The following is a 16,775-nucleotide window of genomic DNA, read 5'->3' as shown; positions in this document are numbered from 1 at the left end:
GCCTTACAGGCGACCCTTGTAGTAGCTGGGCTTGTCCATGTCGGCGATTTCCACGCTGAGCTGGACCATCATGCCGGCCGGCTGGGGCGTGAGGCGGCGCAGCACCGCGGCAATGCCTTCGGACAGTTCCTTCTTGGCCGTGTCGGTACGGCCCGCCAGCAGGCGCAGCTGCACGTGGACGAAGCCGCGGTTGGCCGGTGCCGAGCCGATCTCGAACTGGCTGACCGGCAGCAGGCGGGCCTTGACGTCGGCCTCGTCCAGGATGCTGGGGTGGCCGCAGACGAAGGCGTTGAGTTCGGTCAGCAGTTGCTGGCCGGGCAGGCCGGCGAGGTTGTCGGTGTATTCGACGTAGAGATGGGGCATGGATGTCTCCGTTCCGGTGGTGAAGAGGGATTCAGGGCAGGGGTGGGGCCAGGCGCGAGACCTCGTCCAGCGCCGTCAGCAGCAGCTGCACGTCGATGCGCGTGTGGGAGGCCGACAGCGCGATGCGCAGCCGCGCCGTGCCTTCGGGCACGGTGGGCGGGCGGATGGCGGGCACCCACAGGCCGCGCTCGCGCAGGCCCTCCATCACGGCCAGGGCCGTGGCGTTGGAGCCTATGACCAGGGCCTGCACGGCGGTGCGCGAAGGCAGCAGCTGCCAGCCCGTGCGCGCCAGCAGCGGCGTGAGGCCGGCGCGCAGCTCGGCAATGCGTTCGGCCAGGGCCTCGCGGCGCTCGTCCTCGGCCTCGATCAGGGCCACGCTGGCCTGCAGCGCGCTGGCCAGCATGGGCGGCGCGGCCGTGGCGAAGATGTAGCTGCGCGTCTTTTGCAGCAGCCATTCGACCAGCATGTCGCTGCCCGCGACAAAGGCACCGGCCACGCCAGCGGCCTTGCCCAGCGTGGCCATGTAGAGCACGCGCGGCGAGGCATTTGCGCCCGTCAGTCCCGCCTCGGCCAGGCTGCCCCGGCCTTGTGGGCCGAGCACGCCGAAGCCATGCGCGTCGTCAAGCAGCAGCAGCGCGTCGTACTGCTCGCACAGCGCCAGCAGGCCGCGGATGTCGGCCACGTTGCCGTCCATGCTGAACACGGCATCGCTGATGACCAGCTTGCGCCGGGCCGTGCTGGCGGCCAGTTGCGCGGCCAGGTCGCCCAGGTCGGCATGGGCATAGCGGTGGACCTGGGCGCGCGACAGGCGTGCGCCGTCGATCAGGCAGGCGTGGTTGAGCGCATCGGAGAACAGGGCATCGCCAGCACCCACCAAGGCCGGCACGATGCCGGCATTGGTGGCGTAGCCCGCATAGAAGTAGAGCGCGCGCGGCAGCTGCACGAAGTGCGCCAGCTGTTCCTCCAGCGCGGCGTTGGCCGTGCTGTGCCCGCTGACCAGGGGCGAGCCGCCCGAGCCCACGCCAAAGGCCTGGGCGCCCGCGCAGGCGGCGCGCACCAGGGTGGGGTGGCCGGCCAGGCCCAGGTAGTCGTTGCTGCAAAAGGCCAGCATGGGGCGGCCGTCCACCTCCATGTGGGCGCCGCTGGCGGCGCCCTGCAGCGGCGCCGTGGCGCGGCGGCGGCGGCGCAGGTGGGCCGCGTCGAGCTCGGCGATGCGCGCGGGGATGTCGTCCAGCCAGGAGCCGCTCATTGCCATTGCTCCGGCAGGGTGTAGGTGGTGGCGCGCGGGTCGGGGTGCTGCTGGAAGGGGATGTCGGCCAGCAGCGGCGCCTGCAGTTGCCGGTCCAGGTGCTGGCGCAGCCAGGCCATGTTTTCCTCGGGCACCAGCATGGCGGGGTCCACGCGGCTGGCAATCCAGCCGGCCAGGCGCAGGCCGCGTGCGCGGATGGCCTCGGCCGTGAGGGCGGCGTGGTTCAGGCAGCCCAGCCGCAGGCCCACGACCATGACCACGGGCAGGTCCAGCGCGCAGGCCAGGTCGGCGCCCGAGAGCTGGTCGGACAGCGGCACGAGAAAGCCGCCCGCGCCTTCCACCACCACGGCGTCGGCCTGTTCGGCCAGGCGCCGGTAGCTGTCCACGATGTGTGCGATCTCTATGGAGCGGCCCGCGCGCTGCGCGGCGATGTGCGGCGACATGGGATCGGGCAGCAGCACGGGGTTGTCGAGTTCGGGCGGCACGGCCAGGGTGGAGGCGGCGCGCAGCGCCAGCGTGTCCTCGTTGGCCCAGCCGCCGTGGCCGTCGGGCTCGGCGCCTGCGGCCACGGCCTTCATGCCCACCACGCGGGCATGGTGGCGGGCCAGCGCATGCAGCAGCCCGCAGGAGGCCAGGGTCTTGCCCACGCCCGTGTCGGTGCCGGTGACAAAGCAGCCAATGGTGCGGTGGGCGTTCACGAATGGTTCTCCTGGGCCAGGGTGTCTTCAAGGGCGGCCAGCGCGCTGGCGGTCAGGTGCTGCACGGCTTCTTCGTCCAGCAAATAGGGAGGCATGGCGTAGAAGGTGTTGCTGATCGGGCGCAGCAGCAGCCCGCGCTCCAGCGCGGCTGCGCTGTAGCGGCGCGAGAAGTCGGGCAGCGAGGTCTGCACATCCCAGGCCCAGATCATTCCCTGGCGCCGTGCGTGGCGCACGCGGGCGTGCTGGTTCAAAGGGGCGAAGGCGCCGTCCAGCGTTTGCGCCAGCGCGAGGTTGGCGTTGATGGCATCGGTCTGCTCGAACAGCTCCAGCGTGGCCAGGGCCGCACGGCAGGCCAGCGGGTTGCCGGTGTACGAGTGCGAGTGCAGAAAGCCGCGCGCCACGGAATCGTCGTAGAAGGCGGCGTAGACGGCCTCGGTGGTCAGCACGGCCGACAGGGCCAGCGTGCCGCCCGTCAGGCCCTTGGACAGGCAGATGAAGTCCGGCCGTATGCCGGCCTGCTGGTGGGCGAACATGCTGCCCGTGCGGCCGAAGCCCACGGCGATCTCGTCCACCACCAGGTGCACCTCGTAGCGGTCGCACAGGGCGCGCGCCAGGCGCAGGTATTCGGGGTCGTGCATGGCCATGCCGGCCGCGCACTGCACCAGCGGCTCGACGATGAGTGCGGCCGTGGTCTCGTGGTGCTGCTCCAGCCACTGGCGCAGGCCTTCGGCGGCGCGCCGTGCCACATCGACCGGGCTTTCGCCGCCTTGCGCGCCGCGTGCATCGGGGCTGGGCACGGTGTCGGCCAGGCGCACCAGGGGGGCATAGGCTTCGCGGAAGATGGGAATATCGGTCACGGCCAGCGCGCCCACGGTTTCGCCGTGGTAGCCGCCGGCCAAGCCGGCAAAGCGGCTCTTGGCGGGGCGGCCCAGGTTGCGCCAGTAGTGCGCGCTCATCTTGAGGGCGATCTCGGTGGCCGATGCGCCGTCGCTGCCGTAGAAGGCATGGCCCAGGCCGGTGAGCGTGGCCAGTCGTTCGGACAGCTCCACCACGGGCGCGTGCGTGAAGCCGGCCAGCATCACATGGTCCAGCCGGGCGAGCTGCTCGGTGAGCGCGGCCTGGATGTGCGGATGGCTGTGGCCGAAGAGGTTGACCCACCAGGAGCTGACGCCATCCAGGTAGCGGCGTCCTTCGGTGTCGTGGAGCCAGGGGCCCTGGGCACGCGCGATGGCGATGGGGGGCGCGGCCTCGTGCCGCTTCATCTGGGTGCAGGGGTGCCACACAGCCGCAAGGCTGCGGGCGGCAAGCGATTGAGTCATCGCGCGATTGTCACACCGCAGCGCAGCTCACAGCTGCTGCGTGGGCACGTGGTGGCGCAGCTCGACCTGGCGGTTGGCATCGTCCACGAAGACCAGCTGGGGCCGGTGCTCGGCCACGTCGGTCTCATGCACCTGGGCAAAGGACGCAATGATCAGCAGATCACCCACGGCAGCACGGCGCGCGGCCGAGCCGTTGACCGAGATCATGCCGCTGCCGCGCTGGCCCTTGATGGCATAGGTGACGAAGCGCTCGCCGTTGTCGATGTTCCAGATGTGCACCTGCTCGTTCTCGACGATGTTGGCGGCGTCCAGCAGGTCCTCGTCGATCGCGCAGGAGCCTTCATAGTGCAGCTCGCATTGCGTGGTCTTGACGCGGTGGATCTTGGATTTGAGCAGGGTGCGGAACATGTTTTGTCTCTCGAGGGGGCGCTTGGGCGCGATCTTGACGGTGGCGGGGACTGGCAAAAAAAGCCACCAAGTCTATCTGCGAACCGCCAAACCCATGATGGCCGTGGAGTTGCTCTTCGGGGGGCGGCTCTCTGGCAGGCCTGGCTTGAGGTCAGCCCAGATCCAGCACGCAGCCATCGCCGATGCTGTCGCGCCATACGCGGATGCGGCTGGGAGCGGGCTGCAGGTCGGCCAGGGAATCGGCAATGAACAGGCACAGGTTTTCCAGCGTGGGCTTGCCCAGGCCGGGGATTTCGTCGAGGAAGCGGTGGTCCAGCGCGTCGCCCAGGGTCTTCAGGCGCGAGCGCAGGTAGCCCAGGTCGATCACCATGCCGTTGTCCGGGTTGCGCGGGCCGGTGACGCTGACTTCGGCGTAGTAGGTGTGGCCGTGGATGCGGCGGCTGCTCTCGGTCTCGATGGCGCGCTCCAGCGTGTGGGCGGCGTCGAAGAAAAAGCGCTGGTGAACGGTGAACTGCATGGCAAAAATCAGCGGATGCCGGTGAGCTTGTGGGTCTGCAGGCTCAGGCGCCAGGCCGGGTGCTGCAGGCATTGCGCTATGCAGGCGGCCGTGTTGTCGGCCTGCAGGACGTTGTCCATGGGCTGCAGGAAATAGTGGTCGAAACGGGTGCCGGCCTCGATGGCCTGCAGATCGAAGCCGGGCTGCGGCCAGACCAGCTTGAGCTCCTGGCCGCTGCGCTGCACCCAGTCGGCGCCCGCCTTGGGGCTGATGCACAGCCAGTCGATGCCCTCGGGCGCGGCCACGGTGCCATTGCTTTCCACGGAAATGCGAAAGCCGCGCGCATGCAGGGCCGCGATCAGGGGCTCGTCCACCTGCAGCAGGGGCTCCCCCCCGGTCAGCACCACCATGCGGTGCCGGCTGTCGCCGGCCGGCCACTGGGACAGGATGCGTTCTGCCAGGGCGTCGGCCGTGGCGAACTTGCCGCCCAGCGTGCCGTCGGTGCCCACGAAGTCGGTGTCGCAGAACTGGCAGATGGCGCTGGCGCGGTCCTGCTCGCGGCCGGTCCAGAGGTTGCAGCCTGTAAAGCGGCAGAACACGGCCGGCGTGCCGGCCTGGCCGCCCTCGCCCTGCAGGGTGTAGAAGATTTCTTTGACGCTGTAAGTCATGGTGCATGGAGGCCGGTGGTGCCGGCCTGTCGGTGTGCGCGTGCCTGTATCCGTGCCCGCTAGACGGGCGTATAGGCCAGGCGCACGTAGATGGGCGCAAAGGCTTCGGCCTGGGTGATCTCGATCAGCGTTTCCTTGGCCAGCTCCAGCAGGGCGATGAAGGTCACGACCAGCACGGTCGAGCCTTTCTCGGGCTGGAACAGGGTCTCGAACTCGACAAAGCGCCGGCCCTGCAGGGCCTTGAGCACCTGGCTCATGTACTCGCGCACCGAGAGTTCCTCGCGCGTGATCTTGTGGCTTTGCACAAGCTTGGCACGCTTGAGAATGTCGCGCCAGGCCGATTGCAGCTCGGCCACGTCCACATCGGGGAAACGCGGCTGCAGGTTCTGCTCGATATGGACCTGGGCCCGGAGGAAGTCGCGCCCGTAGTGCGGCACCTGGCCCAGCTGTTGGGCGGCCAGCTTGATCTGCTCGTACTCCAGCAGGCGGCGCACCAGTTCGGCGCGCGGGTCCTCGGCTTCCTCGCCATCGTCCTGCTTCTTGGGCGGCAGCAGCATGCGCGACTTGATCTCGATGAGCATGGCCGCCATCAGCAGGTACTCGGCCGCCAGCTCGAGGTTGCGGCTGCGGATTTCGTCGACATAGCGCATGTACTGGCGCGTCACGTCCAGCATGGGAATGTCGAGGATGTTGAAGTTCTGCTTGCGGATCAGGTACAGCAACAGGTCCAGCGGCCCTTCGAAGGCTTCGAGGAAGACCTCCAGCGCATCGGGCGGGATGTACAGGTCCTGCGGCAGGGCGAACAGCGGCTCGCCGTACAGGCGCGCCAAAGCCACCTGGTCGATCACGACCGGTGAATCGTCGCCAGGAGCGGGGGATGCGGCGCCGGCGCCCGCAGGCGCCAGTGCGGACTCAGCCTCGGCCATGCCTTGCTGCGCAGGCATCAGCTGCATGCGCACGGTGCCACAGCGAAACAGGCTGATGTGTCATTGCAGCCGAAATCAGGAGTTCGTCTGGTAGACGTAGGGTTTCTGGTCCACGCGGCCGGCGCGCAGGTCTTCCCAGACTTCGTGGTTCACGTCCTTGTCCCACAGCAGCGAGCGGCCGGCCAGCTGCTGGCTGGGCAGCTCGGGCTTTTGCTTCTTCAGCTCGTTGATGAAGTTCGTGGCGTCGGAACGGTAATCGGGGCGGCGAAAGAATGACATAGACTGATAACCTCTTGAATCGCGTGATTTTACCGGGACACCGCCGATGAACCTAGTCTCCCGTCTTCTGGGCGTTGCCGTGGCCGTGATGGGCATGTTTGGGCTGCCCGGCTGCGATCCCCAAAACATCAAGGAACTCGAAGAAGGCCTGTCCACCGAGGCCGACGTCCGCGCCCGCTTTGGCGAGCCCGAACGCATCTGGACCGAGCCCGACGGCTCGCGCACCTTCGAGTACAACCGCCAGCCCGCCGGCAGCCGCAACTACATGATCACCATCGGCACCGATGGCCGCATGAGCGCGCTGCGCCAGGTGCTGGCGCCGCACAACTTCGAAAAAATCCGCCCCGGCATGGACGAGGAGCAGGTGCGCCGCATGCTGGGCAAGCCTGCCAAGGTCACCACCTACCAGCTCAAGCAGGAAACCGACTGGGACTGGAACTACATCGATCCCCCCACGCGCGACATGGAGTTCACCGTGACCTTCGGCCCCGACGGCCGCGTGCTGCGCAGCGCCGGCCGCGAGAAACTGCACGGCGGAGCCTGACAACAGGCCCTTGCAAGCTCCTGCAAGCCCCTGCGGCGCGCTGTACCCTGCACGCCACAGCGCGCCGGGGCAACAGTCTCTAAAATCCGGGTTTGTACCTATGACACCCCATGGGTACGGTGAAGGCCCCGAACCGGGGTCTTTGCGACGATAGATCTGTCATCACCCCGACAATGTCCACGCCCTCCCTACCCGCTGCCGCGCCCGCTGCGCCTGTTTCGGCCACCGCTTCGCTGCGCCATGGCCTCTTCGAGGATGTCCAGGCCCTCTTCACCGGAACCCTGTTCGTGGGCATCGCCATGATGATGTTCGCCCAGGCGGGGCTTTTGACGGGCAGCACGGCGGGCCTGGCCTTCGTGCTGCACTACGCCACGGGCTGGCCGTTCGGCCTCATCTTCTTCGCGATCAACATCCCGTTCTACTGGTTTGCCTGGACGCGCGTGGGCCGCACCTTCACGGTCAAGACCTTCATCTGCGTGGGCGCGCTGTCGCTGATCACCGAAATGGGGCCGCGCCTCATCCACATCGACTACCTGCACCCGGCCTTTGCCGCCATTGCGGGCGGCCTGCTCATGGGCTCGGGCCTGCTGTTCCTGGCGCGCCACCGCTCCAGCCTGGGCGGCGCCACCATCGCCTCGCTCTACCTGCAGGACCGGTACGGCATCCGCGCCGGCAAGGTGCAGATGGCCATCGACTGCTGCGTGGTGCTGCTGGCGCTGTGGGTCGTGCCCTTCGAGCGCGTGGCCTGGTCGGTGCTGGCGGCCGTGATCATGGGCGTGTTCCTGGCCGTGAGCCACCGGCCCGGGCGCTACGCCGGGCAGTAGCCTCAGGGCGTCAGGGGCTGCCCATCGGGCGTGCGGTAGCGGACCGTGATGCCGCTGTTGTCTGCGGTTGCCCCGTCATCGCTCATCGCATCGACGGCCTTGCCCACTCCCTTGCCGACGATTTTTGCCGTGCCCACGGCCGCATCCGTGGCCAGCCCCACGGCTGAGGCCGTGACGCTGACCGCCGTGGCCGTCACGGCCACCACGGTGCAGCCGGACAGCAGGGCGCTGGCGCACAGGCAAAGAAAAGCCCCCAGGGCCGGGGACCGTGAGGGCTTGCGGGACATGGATGGCTTGCTTCAGTGGATACGCATGCCGGGGGTGGCGCCTGGGAAAGGCTCCAGCACATAGATGCCGGGATTGCTTTTCTCATCGGCGTGGCTGGCGGCCAGCACCATGCCTTCGGAGATGCCGAACTTCATCTTGCGCGGCGCCAGGTTGGCCACCATCACGGTGAGCTTGCCCTGCAGCTGCTCGGGCTGGTACATGCTGGAGATGCCGGAGAACACGTTGCGTGTCTTGCCTTCGCCCACGTCCAGCGTGAGCTGCAGCAGCTTGGTCGAGCCTTCCACGGGCTTGCATTCCACGATCTTGGCGATGCGCAGGTCCACCTTGGCGAAGTCGTCGATGCTGATGGTTTCGGCAATTTCCTCGCCGCCGGGCAGGACCTTCTCGACCACGGGCTCGGGGGCCTCGAACAGGGCCTCCAGCTGCTTGACGTCCACGCGCTGCATCAGGTGCTTGTACAGGCCGATGGCATGGCCGGCGCCCAGCAGGTTCTGTGCGTCGGCGAACTGCAGCGGCGCCACGTTCAGGAAGCCTTCCACCTGTTCGGCCACGGCCGGCAGGATGGGCTTCAGGTAGATGGTCAGCAGGCGGAAGGCCTCGATGCAGGTGGTGCACACGTCCTGCAGGCGGGCGTCCATGCCTTCCTGCTTGGCCAGCTCCCAGGGCTTGTTGGCATCCACGTATTCGTTGACGCGGTCGCACAGCTGCATGATCTCGCGCACGGCGCGGGCCGTGTCGCGGTTCTCGAAGGCCTGGACAACGGCCTCGCTCTGGCCGCGCAGCTGGGCCAGCAGGGCCTGGCCGTCTTCGCTGACCGTGCCCAGCTTGCCGTCGAAGCGCTTGGCGATGAAGCCGGCCGCGCGCGAGGCGATGTTCACGTACTTGCCGATCAGGTCGGAGTTGACGCGGGCCATGAAGTCATCGGGGTTGAAGTCGATGTCTTCATTCTTGCCGTTGAGCTTGGCGCCCAGGTAGTAGCGCAGCCACTCGGGGTTCATCTGCAGGCCCAGGTACTTGAGCGGGTCCAGGCCGGTGCCGCGGCTCTTGCTCATCTTCTCGCCGTTGTTCACAGTCATGAAGCCGTGCACGCAGATCTTGGTGGGCGTCTTGCGGCCGCTGAACTTGAGCATGGCGGGCCAGAACAGCGTGTGGAAGGTGATGATGTCCTTGCCGATGAAGTGGTACTGCTCCAGCGCGGGGTCGGCCATGTAGGCCTCGTAGTCCTCGCCACGGCGGTCCAGCAGGTTCTTGAGCGAGGCCAGGTAGCCCACGGGCGCGTCCAGCCAGACGTAGAAGTACTTGCCCGGCGCATCGGGGATCTCGATGCCGAAGTAGGGCGCGTCGCGCGAGATGTCCCAGTCGCCCAGGCCCTCGCTGGTCGTGCCGTCCGGGTTGGTGCGCACGCTGAACCATTCCTTGATCTTGTTGGCCACCTCGGGCTGCACATGCTGGCCGTCCTGGGTCCATTCGGTCAGGAATTCCACGCAGCGCGGGTCCGACAGCTTGAAGAAGAAATGCTCCGAGCTCTTGAGCACGGGCTTGGCGCCGGACAGCGCCGAGTAGGGGTTGATCAGGTCGGTGGGCGCGTAGACGGCGCTGCAGACCTCGCAGTTGTCGCCGTACTGGTCCTTGGCGTGGCAGCGCGGGCATTCGCCCTTGATGAAGCGGTCGGGCAGGAACATGTTCTTCTCGGGGTCGAAGAACTGCTCGATGGTGCGCGTCTCGATAAAGCCGGCAGCCTTCAGGTCCCTGTAGATCTGCTGGGCCAGCGCGTGGTTCTCGGGCGCATCGGTGTTGTGCCAGTTGTCGAAGGCGATGTGGAAGCCGTCCAGGTACTGCTTGCGGCCTGCGGCGATGTCGGCCACGAACTGCTGGGGCGTCTTGCCGGCCTTCTCGGCCGCAATCATGATGGGCGCGCCGTGGGCGTCATCGGCACCCACGAAGTTGACCGCGTTGCCCTGCATTCGCTGCGCACGCACCCAGGTGTCGGCCTGGATGTATTCCATGATGTGGCCGATGTGGAAGTTGCCGTTGGCGTACGGCAGGGCGGTGGTGACGAAGAGTTTGCGTGCGGTCATGGATGGCGGCTTTCTCGGGGGAACCTGACATTCTAGAAGGGCTGGGCGGTTGTGGGGCGGCGATGGCTTTTCCGTGCAGGCGGACATACGGGGAGTTGTTGCGGGCCTTCGCTGCGCCAGGCCTGTTGGCTGCAGGCGTCAGCTGGCGACCAGCGGGCGCTGCCAGCCCAGGAACTGCTCGATATCGCTGCGCCGCGCCAGCGCGTCGCGCCGGCCCAGGGCCATGAGTTCGCGGGTGAAGCTGCGCTCGAACAACAGGTAGCTGGCCAGGGCGGCGCCGCGCGGGTCGCTGGCGTCCTGGCGCACGCCCAGGGCACCCAGCAGGGTGCGCATGGGCAGCGGCAGCTGGCCCACGTGGCGCGCGGCGATCGCGTCTATGCGCTCGGACGGCGAGATGACCAGCAGCTGCAGCGGGCGCAGCCGGCTGCGTTCGCGGTCGGCGGGCGGGATCAGGGCCAGGGTCTGGTTGATGCGCTCGGCGCGCTCCACGTCCAGGGACAGGGCGTCCAGGAAGATGCTCGACAGCGTGTGGCCCGCGATGTGGGCCAGCGACGGGTAGCTTGCGCCTTCTGGCGGCGGCCTGGCCGGCGGCTCGGTGCGCCGGCCCGCGCCCACGACGAGGATGCGCTCTGCGCCCAGGTGGATGGCGGGCGCCAGCGGCGCGGTCTGGCGCATGGAGCCGTCGCCGAAGTATTCGGTGGCGCCGTCCAGCGGCAGCGGCGTGGCCGGAAAGATGAAGGGAATGGCCGAGGAGGCCAGCAGGTGCGCGTGCGTGATCTGGGCGGCGGCGGCCTTGCGCTGGTTGCGCACCCAGGGCTGGAGCTGGTCCTGCGCCTGGCAGAAGGTCACATGCTCGCTGGTGGTGTAGCTGGAGGCCGAGACCGCCAGCGCACGCAGGTGGCCGTCCGCGATCAATTGCGGCAGGCGTTCCAGCGGAACCAGGCCACACGACAGCAGGCGGCCCAGCGGCTGGTTGTCCAGCAGCGAGCGCGGGCGCATGCGGCCCCAGCGCGCCAGGGCCCAGCCCAGGGACAGCAGGGTCAGCCAGCGCGCGCCGCTGCGCAGCACGCTCAGCGAGTCGGACAGGTAGATGTCCTCGGGCCGCAGGTTGCGCCAGATGCGCGACATGCGGCGCACGGCCCGGTCGAAATGGTCGCTGCCGCAGGCCAGGGCGGCCGCGTTGATGGCGCCGGCAGAAGTGCCGACCAGGATGGGGAAGGGATTGGGGCCATGCTGCTGGCCGCAGGCGCGGCGTATCTCGGCAATGGCCTCCAGCACGCCGGCCTGGTAGGCGGCGCGGGCGCCGCCGCCGCTGAGCAGCAGTCCGGTGCTGGGGGGAGGGAGGCTGGAGTCGGGTGAGGGCGCGGCATCGGGCATGCCTGGAGTGTGCCGCGCGCCGGCCGTCATCAGATCAGGGGATGACCCCGAAGGGATCAGGCCTTGGCCAGCAGGGAGCCCAGGTCCTTGCCGGAGATCAGGGCGATGCCCTGCTGCTTGGCCCAGGCGGCTGCATTCTCGGCCGGCGGCTGCAGCGACAGGTAGCAGACCGTGGCCGCATCGCGCGCCTGGCCTGCGGCCAGCAGGGCGCGCAGCGGCTCCATGCCGTGCACGCCGGCCTTCCAGCGCTTGGCGCTGGCCACGGTGGTGCGGCCTTCGCGTTCCAGCACGAAGTCGGCGCCGTCCTTATCGGACAGGCGGGTCACGGTGTAGCCCTCGGCCTGCCAGGCGCGATCGAGCCGATCGGCGAACTCGCGCCAGCTTTGCTGGGCGGCGATCTCCAGGGCCTGCTCCACCTTGGCGGGGCTGGGCGCGCGCAGCTGGCGCCAGGCGGCAACGCAGCCTATGCCGAAGAAGGGCAGGGCGGTGATGGCGGCGAATGGCGCGATGTCCTTGGGCAGCAGCGCCGTGGACACCAGGGTCACCAGCGCGGCCAGCGCGATGCTGATCCACCAGCGCGAGCGCAGCAGGATCGCGAACAGGGAGTTGTGGGCCATCTTGAATTTCACGGGGCGGATCTTTCGCGGAAAAAGGCGGTAACAGGGGCCGCAAAGGCAGCAAGGCCCGCATTGTCTCGCGTGAGCGAGGGGATGGTGCCTTGGATAGACTATCCGGCTCTAGGAGTAATCAAAGCAATGGCAGTCACAGAACAAGCGCTCTTGGCCGCGCTCTCCAGCGTGCTCGACCCCCACACCGGCAAGGACTATGTGAGCACCCGCGCCCTGCGCAACCTGCAGGTCACGGGGGCCGACGTGGCCTTCGACGTGGAGATGGGCTATCCGGCGCAAAGCCTGGTGCCGGCGCTGCGCGGCCAGTTCGTCGCGGCGGCCAAGACCGTCGAGGGCGTGGGCAATGTCTCGGTCAACATCACGTCCAAGGTCGCCGCGCATGCGGTGCAGCGCGGCGTGCAATTGCTGCCGGGCGTCAAGAACATCATCGCCATCTCGTCCGGCAAGGGCGGCGTGGGCAAGAGCACGACCACGGCCAATCTGGCGCTGGCGCTGGCCGCCGAGGGCGCGCGCGTGGGCATCCTGGATGCCGACATCTACGGCCCCAGCCAGCCCATGATGATGGGCATCTCGGGCCGTCCCGAAAGCCCCGACGGCAAGACCATGGAGCCCATGGAAAGCCATGGCGTGCAGGTCATGTCCATCGGCTTCCTGGTCAACAACGACCAGGCCATGATCTGGCGCGGCCCCATGGCCACGCAGGCGCTGGAGCAGATGCTGCGCCAGACCAACTGGAAGGATCTGGACTACCTGCTGGTGGACATGCCGCCCGGCACCGGCGACATCCAGCTGACGCTGGCCCAGCGCGTGCCCATGACGGGCGCCGTGGTCGTCACCACGCCCCAGGACATCGCGCTGATCGACGCCAAGAAGGGCGTGAAGATGTTCGAGAAGGTGGGCGTGCCCATCCTGGGCCTGGTCGAGAACATGGCGGCCCACGTCTGCACCAACTGCGGCCATGTGGAGCACATCTTCGGCGTCGAGGGCGGCAAGCAGATGGCGGCCGAGTACGGCATCGACTACCTGGGCGCCCTGCCCCTGTCGCTGCAGATCCGCCTGCAGGCCGACAGCGGCAAGCCCACCGTGGTGGCCGAGCCCGACAGCGAAGCCGCGCAGATCTACAAGAAGGTGGCGCGCGATCTGGCCGTGAAGGTGGCGCTCAAGGCACGCGATTTCACGAGCAAGTTCCCCACCATCACGGTGAGCCAGGGAACCTGACCCTTCTGGCGCTGCCGGCATGAACCTGCTGACCTCGATGCGGTATCTGGCGGCGCTCAACGAGCACCGCCATTTCGGCCGCGCGGCGCTGGCATGCCACATCACCCAGCCGGCGCTGTCCAATGCGCTGCGCGCGCTGGAGGAGGAGTTCGGCACGGTCATCGTGCGCCGGGGCCGCTCGTTCGCGGGCTTCACGCCCGAGGGCGATCAGGTGCTGGCCACGGCCCTGGCCATGCTGCGGGCCGAGGAAGGCCTGCGCCAGGAACTGAGCGCCGCCGCCGGCGCGCTGCGCGGGCAGCTGCGCATGGCGGCCGTGCCCACGGCCATGCCCATGCTCACGCGCTTTGCGGCCCTGCTGCGCGAGCACCATCCGGGCATCACGCCCGTGGTGCTGTCCATGAGCTCGGCCGAGATCGAGAGCGGGCTCGAAGACCTGTCGCTGGACCTGGCCCTGGGCTACAGCGCGCGCATGCCGCCGCGCGGACCGCGCCTGCAGTCCTGGCCGCAGTACGAGGAGCATTACTACCTGCTGTGCCGCGAGTGTCGCGAGTACCGCGATGTGCAGGGCGAGGGCCGGCCCTTTGCCTTTGGCGCCGACATCGCCTGGCGCGAAGTGGCCGGCATGCCGCTGTGCCTGCTCACGCCCGACATGCACAACCGCACGGTGATCGACGAGACCTTCGCCGCCGTGGACATGGCCGTGCAGCCCGCCATGGAAACCAACTCGGTGCTGACCCTGGTGATGGCCGTGGCGCAAGGAACGGATGGCATGACCACCGTGCTGCCCGGCGCCATGGTGGCCACGGTGCGCCACATGCCGGGCCTGGTGGCCCGGCCGCTGCGCTCGCCCGAATTGGTCACCCCCATAGGCTTCATGGCTCAGCAGGGCGTGGCGCCCACGCGCGCGCTGCAGGCGGCGCTGCAACTGCAGGACGACGCCGGTTGGCGTGCGCAGTGCCTGCGGCATGCGGGGGCGCTGAAAGACTAGGCGGGCTGTGCAGTCTCTGGCGTGGCGTTCGGCGCGGCATTCAATGCGGCGCGCACCACGTCGGGCGTGAAGGGCGCGGCGTAGAAGCGCCTGCCGGTGGCGTCGAACAGCGCATTGGCCAGCGCGGCCGGGCCGGGCACCGAGGCCGATTCGCCTGCGCCCATGGGGGGCTCGTCCTGGCGCGGCATCAGCACCACTTCGATGGGGGGCAGGTCGCGGAAGCCGATGATGGGGTAGCTGCCCCATTCGCGGCTGGCCACGCCTTGCGCATTGAAGGCGACCTTCTCCATCAGGCTGCGGCTTAGGGTCTGGATGACATTGCCGTGGATCTGGTGGCGCACGCCGTCGGGGTTGACCATCATTCCCGTGTCCTGGCCCACGACCAGGCGCCGCACGGCGATGCGGCCGCTGACGGGGTCCACGTCGATGTCGATGACCCAGGCGGCCCAGGCCGCGCCGAAGCCGGGAAAGCGGCTGTGGATATAGCGCGCATAGGCCACGCCGCGCCCGTGCAGCAGGCCGTCGGCGCCGGGGCGGCCCCGGCTTCCCGGCTGGTTTTGCTGCCAGCCTGCGTGGCGTGCCGTGGCCTCGATCAGCTCGACGGCGCGCGGGTCATCGAGGTGGCGAACACGGTAGTCCACGGGATCGGCACCGGCGGCATGGGCCAGCTCGTCGATCATGCAATCGTGGGCAAAGGAATTGGGCAGGGCCGAGACGCCGCGCAGCCAGGACGAGCGCACGATGGGCGCCATGTCATGGCAGGTGATGCGCTGGCTGGCGTAGCGGTAGGGCGGCACGGCGGTGCGGTCGCCCATCTCCAGCGTACGCGGCTCGCCCGGGATGCGGCCCGTGAGCAGCAGGGCCAGCAGCGGCGCGTCGTTGGAGGGGTAGCGCACGGCAAAGTCGTAGGCCAGCAGTTCTCCCTGGGCATCGATGGCCGCGCTCACGTCCATGAGCTGGGCCGTGCCCTTGGGCTCCCACTGGTGTTCCTGCTCGCGCGTGAGCTGCACGCGCACGGGCGCACCCACGGCCATGGACAGCAGGGCGGCGTCGGCGCAGACATCGTCGGCGCAGTTGCGGCCGTAGCAGCCGGCCGCCTCCAGGCGCACGATCTCGATGCGGTCCTCGCCCAGTTGCAGCAGGCGGTCCAGGTCGGTGCGCAGCATGTGGGGGTTCTGCGTGCCGGCCCAGAGCTTGAGACGGCCCCCGCTGAAATCGGCCACGGCGCAGGACGGGCCGATGGAGGCATGCATCTGGTAGGGCCAGACGTAGCTGCGGCGCAGTTCGGTGGCCGTACCCGTGCCGACGCCGGCGAAGGCGTCGTCCACAGACCCCTGGTCCACCAGCGAGCGTTGCTGGGCGGGATTGGCGCGTATCGCCGCAGCCAGATCGGATAAGTCAGGCGCTGGCGGCACGGCCTGCCATTGCACGCGCAGCGCGCGCATGGCGGCAATGGCCTGTTCCTCGCGGTCGGCGACCACGCCGACGAAGTCGCCTTCGGTGACCACCTGCACGTTGCCGGGCAGGTGGGCCACGGAGTCGCGCTCCACGGCCACCAGGCAGCGGCCAATGAAATCGCCGCCGTCGCGGCCCGGGTGCGGAGGGCGGATGACGCGGCCATGGCGCATGCCGGGCACGCGCACATCGTGCACAAAGCTCAGCTCGCCCGTGGCCTTGGCAGGGATGTCCACGCGCGCCGCGCCACGGCCGACGAGCCGGTATTCGCTGGCGGGCTTGAGCTTCACTTCCTGATCGGGCGGGGCCAGCGTCAGCTGCAATTGCTGGCCGCGCAGCAGATCGCCATAGCCGAGTTCACGGGCATCGCTGCCATCGGCAAAGCGCACCGCGCCTTCGCGCGCCTGGAGCCGGTCTGCCGCCACGCTCCATTGCTGCGCGGCCAGCGCCAGCAGCTGCTCGCGCGCCTGGGCGGCGGCGCGGCGCAGCGGCACGGCCGAGATCTGGATGCTGGCGCTGGCAATGGTCGGGCCCTGGTTGGGCGCGGCGGCCGTGTGGCCCAGCACCATGTCCAGGCGCGCCAAAGGCACTTCGAGCTCTTCCGCCACGATCTGCGCCAGCGCCGTGCGTATGCCCGTGCCCAGGTCCACATGGCCGTTGAAGGCCAGGGCGCGCCAGCCCTGGGGCGCGGCTTCGTCGGCCAGCACGGCCACGAAGACCTCGGGCGTGGACTGCACATAGTCGGTGGCCGTGCCGGGCTGGCCGGGCGCAGGGCGCGGCGGCGCCACGGGCTGGCGCACCACGAGCAGGGTGTCGGCGCGCGTGAGCAGCTGTGCGTGCAGGGCTTGGGGCTGGGGCAGGTTCATGGGGCGGTGTTCTTCGCGGGCGCGCTTTCAGGCGTGCCCTGTGCATGTTATGCACTCCGGGGCCGGCTGCGCAGGGCCGGCCCCATAGGCGCGTTGGCGCGG

The 16,775-nt window shown here is 68.8% G+C and carries 18 protein-coding genes; 4 read left to right on the top strand and 14 right to left on the bottom strand.

Annotation, left to right across the window (positions count from 1 at the left end; all coding sequences use genetic code 11):
• Nucleotides 1-3: 3 nt before the first annotated feature.
• The 9 genes from G4D77_RS09725 to G4D77_RS09685 all read right to left on the bottom strand — a co-directional run bounded on the left by G4D77_RS09725 (nt 4) and on the right by G4D77_RS09685 (nt 6,406).
• Entirely contained in the window at nt 4-363 is a 360-nt protein-coding gene (locus tag G4D77_RS09725) for a 5-carboxymethyl-2-hydroxymuconate Delta-isomerase (RefSeq protein WP_012203756.1), read from the bottom strand.
• A gap of 31 nt (nt 364-394) precedes the next feature.
• Complete coding sequence (bioF, locus tag G4D77_RS09720; protein ID WP_154835388.1) at nt 395-1,612, bottom strand: 8-amino-7-oxononanoate synthase; 1,218 nt, start codon at nt 1,610-1,612, stop codon at nt 395-397.
• Complete coding sequence (gene bioD, locus G4D77_RS09715; RefSeq protein WP_043790591.1) at nt 1,609-2,310, bottom strand: dethiobiotin synthase; 702 nt, start codon at nt 2,308-2,310, stop codon at nt 1,609-1,611. The genes bioF and bioD overlap by 4 nt, the downstream gene beginning before the upstream one ends.
• Nucleotides 2,307-3,629 (bottom strand): adenosylmethionine--8-amino-7-oxononanoate transaminase, encoded by a 1,323-nt coding sequence (gene bioA / locus G4D77_RS09710; RefSeq protein WP_154835386.1) that lies wholly within the window; start codon nt 3,627-3,629, stop codon nt 2,307-2,309. Before bioA ends, bioD begins: the two co-directional genes overlap by 4 nt.
• Before the next feature lie 27 nt (nt 3,630-3,656).
• Nucleotides 3,657-4,037: an aspartate 1-decarboxylase gene (gene panD / locus G4D77_RS09705; RefSeq protein WP_016449047.1), complete on the bottom strand. Its 381-nt coding sequence runs from the start codon at nt 4,035-4,037 to the stop codon at nt 3,657-3,659.
• 151 nt (nt 4,038-4,188) lie between these two features.
• Nucleotides 4,189-4,554 (bottom strand): 6-pyruvoyl trahydropterin synthase family protein, encoded by a 366-nt coding sequence (locus G4D77_RS09700; RefSeq protein WP_016449046.1) that lies wholly within the window; start codon nt 4,552-4,554, stop codon nt 4,189-4,191.
• Between the two features lie 8 nt (nt 4,555-4,562).
• The gene (gene queE, locus G4D77_RS09695; RefSeq protein WP_126312551.1) at nt 4,563-5,201 is read right to left on the bottom strand and encodes a 7-carboxy-7-deazaguanine synthase; all 639 of its coding nucleotides are present in this window, start codon (nt 5,199-5,201) and stop codon (nt 4,563-4,565) included.
• A 59-nt stretch (nt 5,202-5,260) separates the two neighbouring features.
• A complete protein-coding gene (locus tag G4D77_RS09690; RefSeq protein ID WP_026062089.1) occupies nt 5,261-6,127 on the bottom strand; it encodes a segregation and condensation protein A in 867 nt (288 codons plus the stop codon).
• A gap of 75 nt (nt 6,128-6,202) precedes the next feature.
• Nucleotides 6,203-6,406 (bottom strand): DUF3460 family protein, encoded by a 204-nt coding sequence (locus G4D77_RS09685; RefSeq protein WP_016449043.1) that lies wholly within the window; start codon nt 6,404-6,406, stop codon nt 6,203-6,205.
• A 46-nt stretch (nt 6,407-6,452) separates the two neighbouring features.
• Here G4D77_RS09685 and bamE point away from each other — a divergent pair, with 46 nt between their 5' ends.
• A complete protein-coding gene (gene bamE / locus G4D77_RS09680; protein WP_154835384.1) occupies nt 6,453-6,950 on the top strand; it encodes an outer membrane protein assembly factor BamE domain-containing protein in 498 nt (165 codons plus the stop codon).
• Between the two features lie 173 nt (nt 6,951-7,123).
• Nucleotides 7,124-7,774, top strand: a complete 651-nt coding sequence (locus G4D77_RS09675) for a YitT family protein (protein WP_016449041.1) — start codon at nt 7,124-7,126, stop codon at nt 7,772-7,774.
• Nucleotides 7,775-7,776: 2 nt separating this feature from the next.
• Here the strand turns inward: G4D77_RS09675 and G4D77_RS09670 are convergent, their stop codons facing one another.
• The 4 genes from G4D77_RS09670 to G4D77_RS09655 all read right to left on the bottom strand — a co-directional run bounded on the left by G4D77_RS09670 (nt 7,777) and on the right by G4D77_RS09655 (nt 12,134).
• On the bottom strand, nt 7,777-8,061 hold the full coding sequence (locus G4D77_RS09670) for a hypothetical protein (RefSeq protein ID WP_154835382.1): 285 nt from the start codon (nt 8,059-8,061) through the stop codon (nt 7,777-7,779).
• 12 nt (nt 8,062-8,073) lie between these two features.
• Nucleotides 8,074-10,140 (bottom strand): methionine--tRNA ligase, encoded by a 2,067-nt coding sequence (metG, locus tag G4D77_RS09665; protein ID WP_017404253.1) that lies wholly within the window; start codon nt 10,138-10,140, stop codon nt 8,074-8,076.
• Nucleotides 10,141-10,278: 138 nt separating this feature from the next.
• Nucleotides 10,279-11,517, bottom strand: coding sequence for a patatin-like phospholipase family protein (locus tag G4D77_RS09660; RefSeq protein ID WP_016454164.1), 1,239 nt, complete (start codon nt 11,515-11,517; stop codon nt 10,279-10,281).
• Nucleotides 11,518-11,573: 56 nt separating this feature from the next.
• Nucleotides 11,574-12,134, bottom strand: coding sequence for a restriction endonuclease (locus tag G4D77_RS09655; protein WP_034398227.1), 561 nt, complete (start codon nt 12,132-12,134; stop codon nt 11,574-11,576).
• A 138-nt stretch (nt 12,135-12,272) separates the two neighbouring features.
• Between G4D77_RS09655 and apbC the strand changes: the two genes are divergently transcribed.
• The gene (gene apbC / locus G4D77_RS09650; protein ID WP_154835378.1) at nt 12,273-13,364 is read left to right on the top strand and encodes an iron-sulfur cluster carrier protein ApbC; all 1,092 of its coding nucleotides are present in this window, start codon (nt 12,273-12,275) and stop codon (nt 13,362-13,364) included.
• A 19-nt stretch (nt 13,365-13,383) separates the two neighbouring features.
• Nucleotides 13,384-14,352: a LysR family transcriptional regulator gene (locus G4D77_RS09645; protein ID WP_154835376.1), complete on the top strand. Its 969-nt coding sequence runs from the start codon at nt 13,384-13,386 to the stop codon at nt 14,350-14,352.
• On the opposite strand, the gene G4D77_RS09640 is transcribed toward G4D77_RS09645, so the two are convergent.
• Nucleotides 14,349-16,673: a xanthine dehydrogenase family protein molybdopterin-binding subunit gene (locus G4D77_RS09640; protein ID WP_154835374.1), complete on the bottom strand. Its 2,325-nt coding sequence runs from the start codon at nt 16,671-16,673 to the stop codon at nt 14,349-14,351. The genes G4D77_RS09645 and G4D77_RS09640 overlap by 4 nt on opposite strands.
• Nucleotides 16,674-16,775: the final 102 nt, after the last annotated feature.

Origin of the sequence: Delftia sp. WY8 (assembly GCF_018437695.1) — a bacterium.
Lineage (GTDB): Bacteria > Pseudomonadota > Gammaproteobacteria > Burkholderiales > Burkholderiaceae_C > Comamonas > Comamonas tsuruhatensis.
Note: the sequence above shows the minus strand (reverse complement) of the source record. Positions and strands in the feature narration are given on the sequence as shown.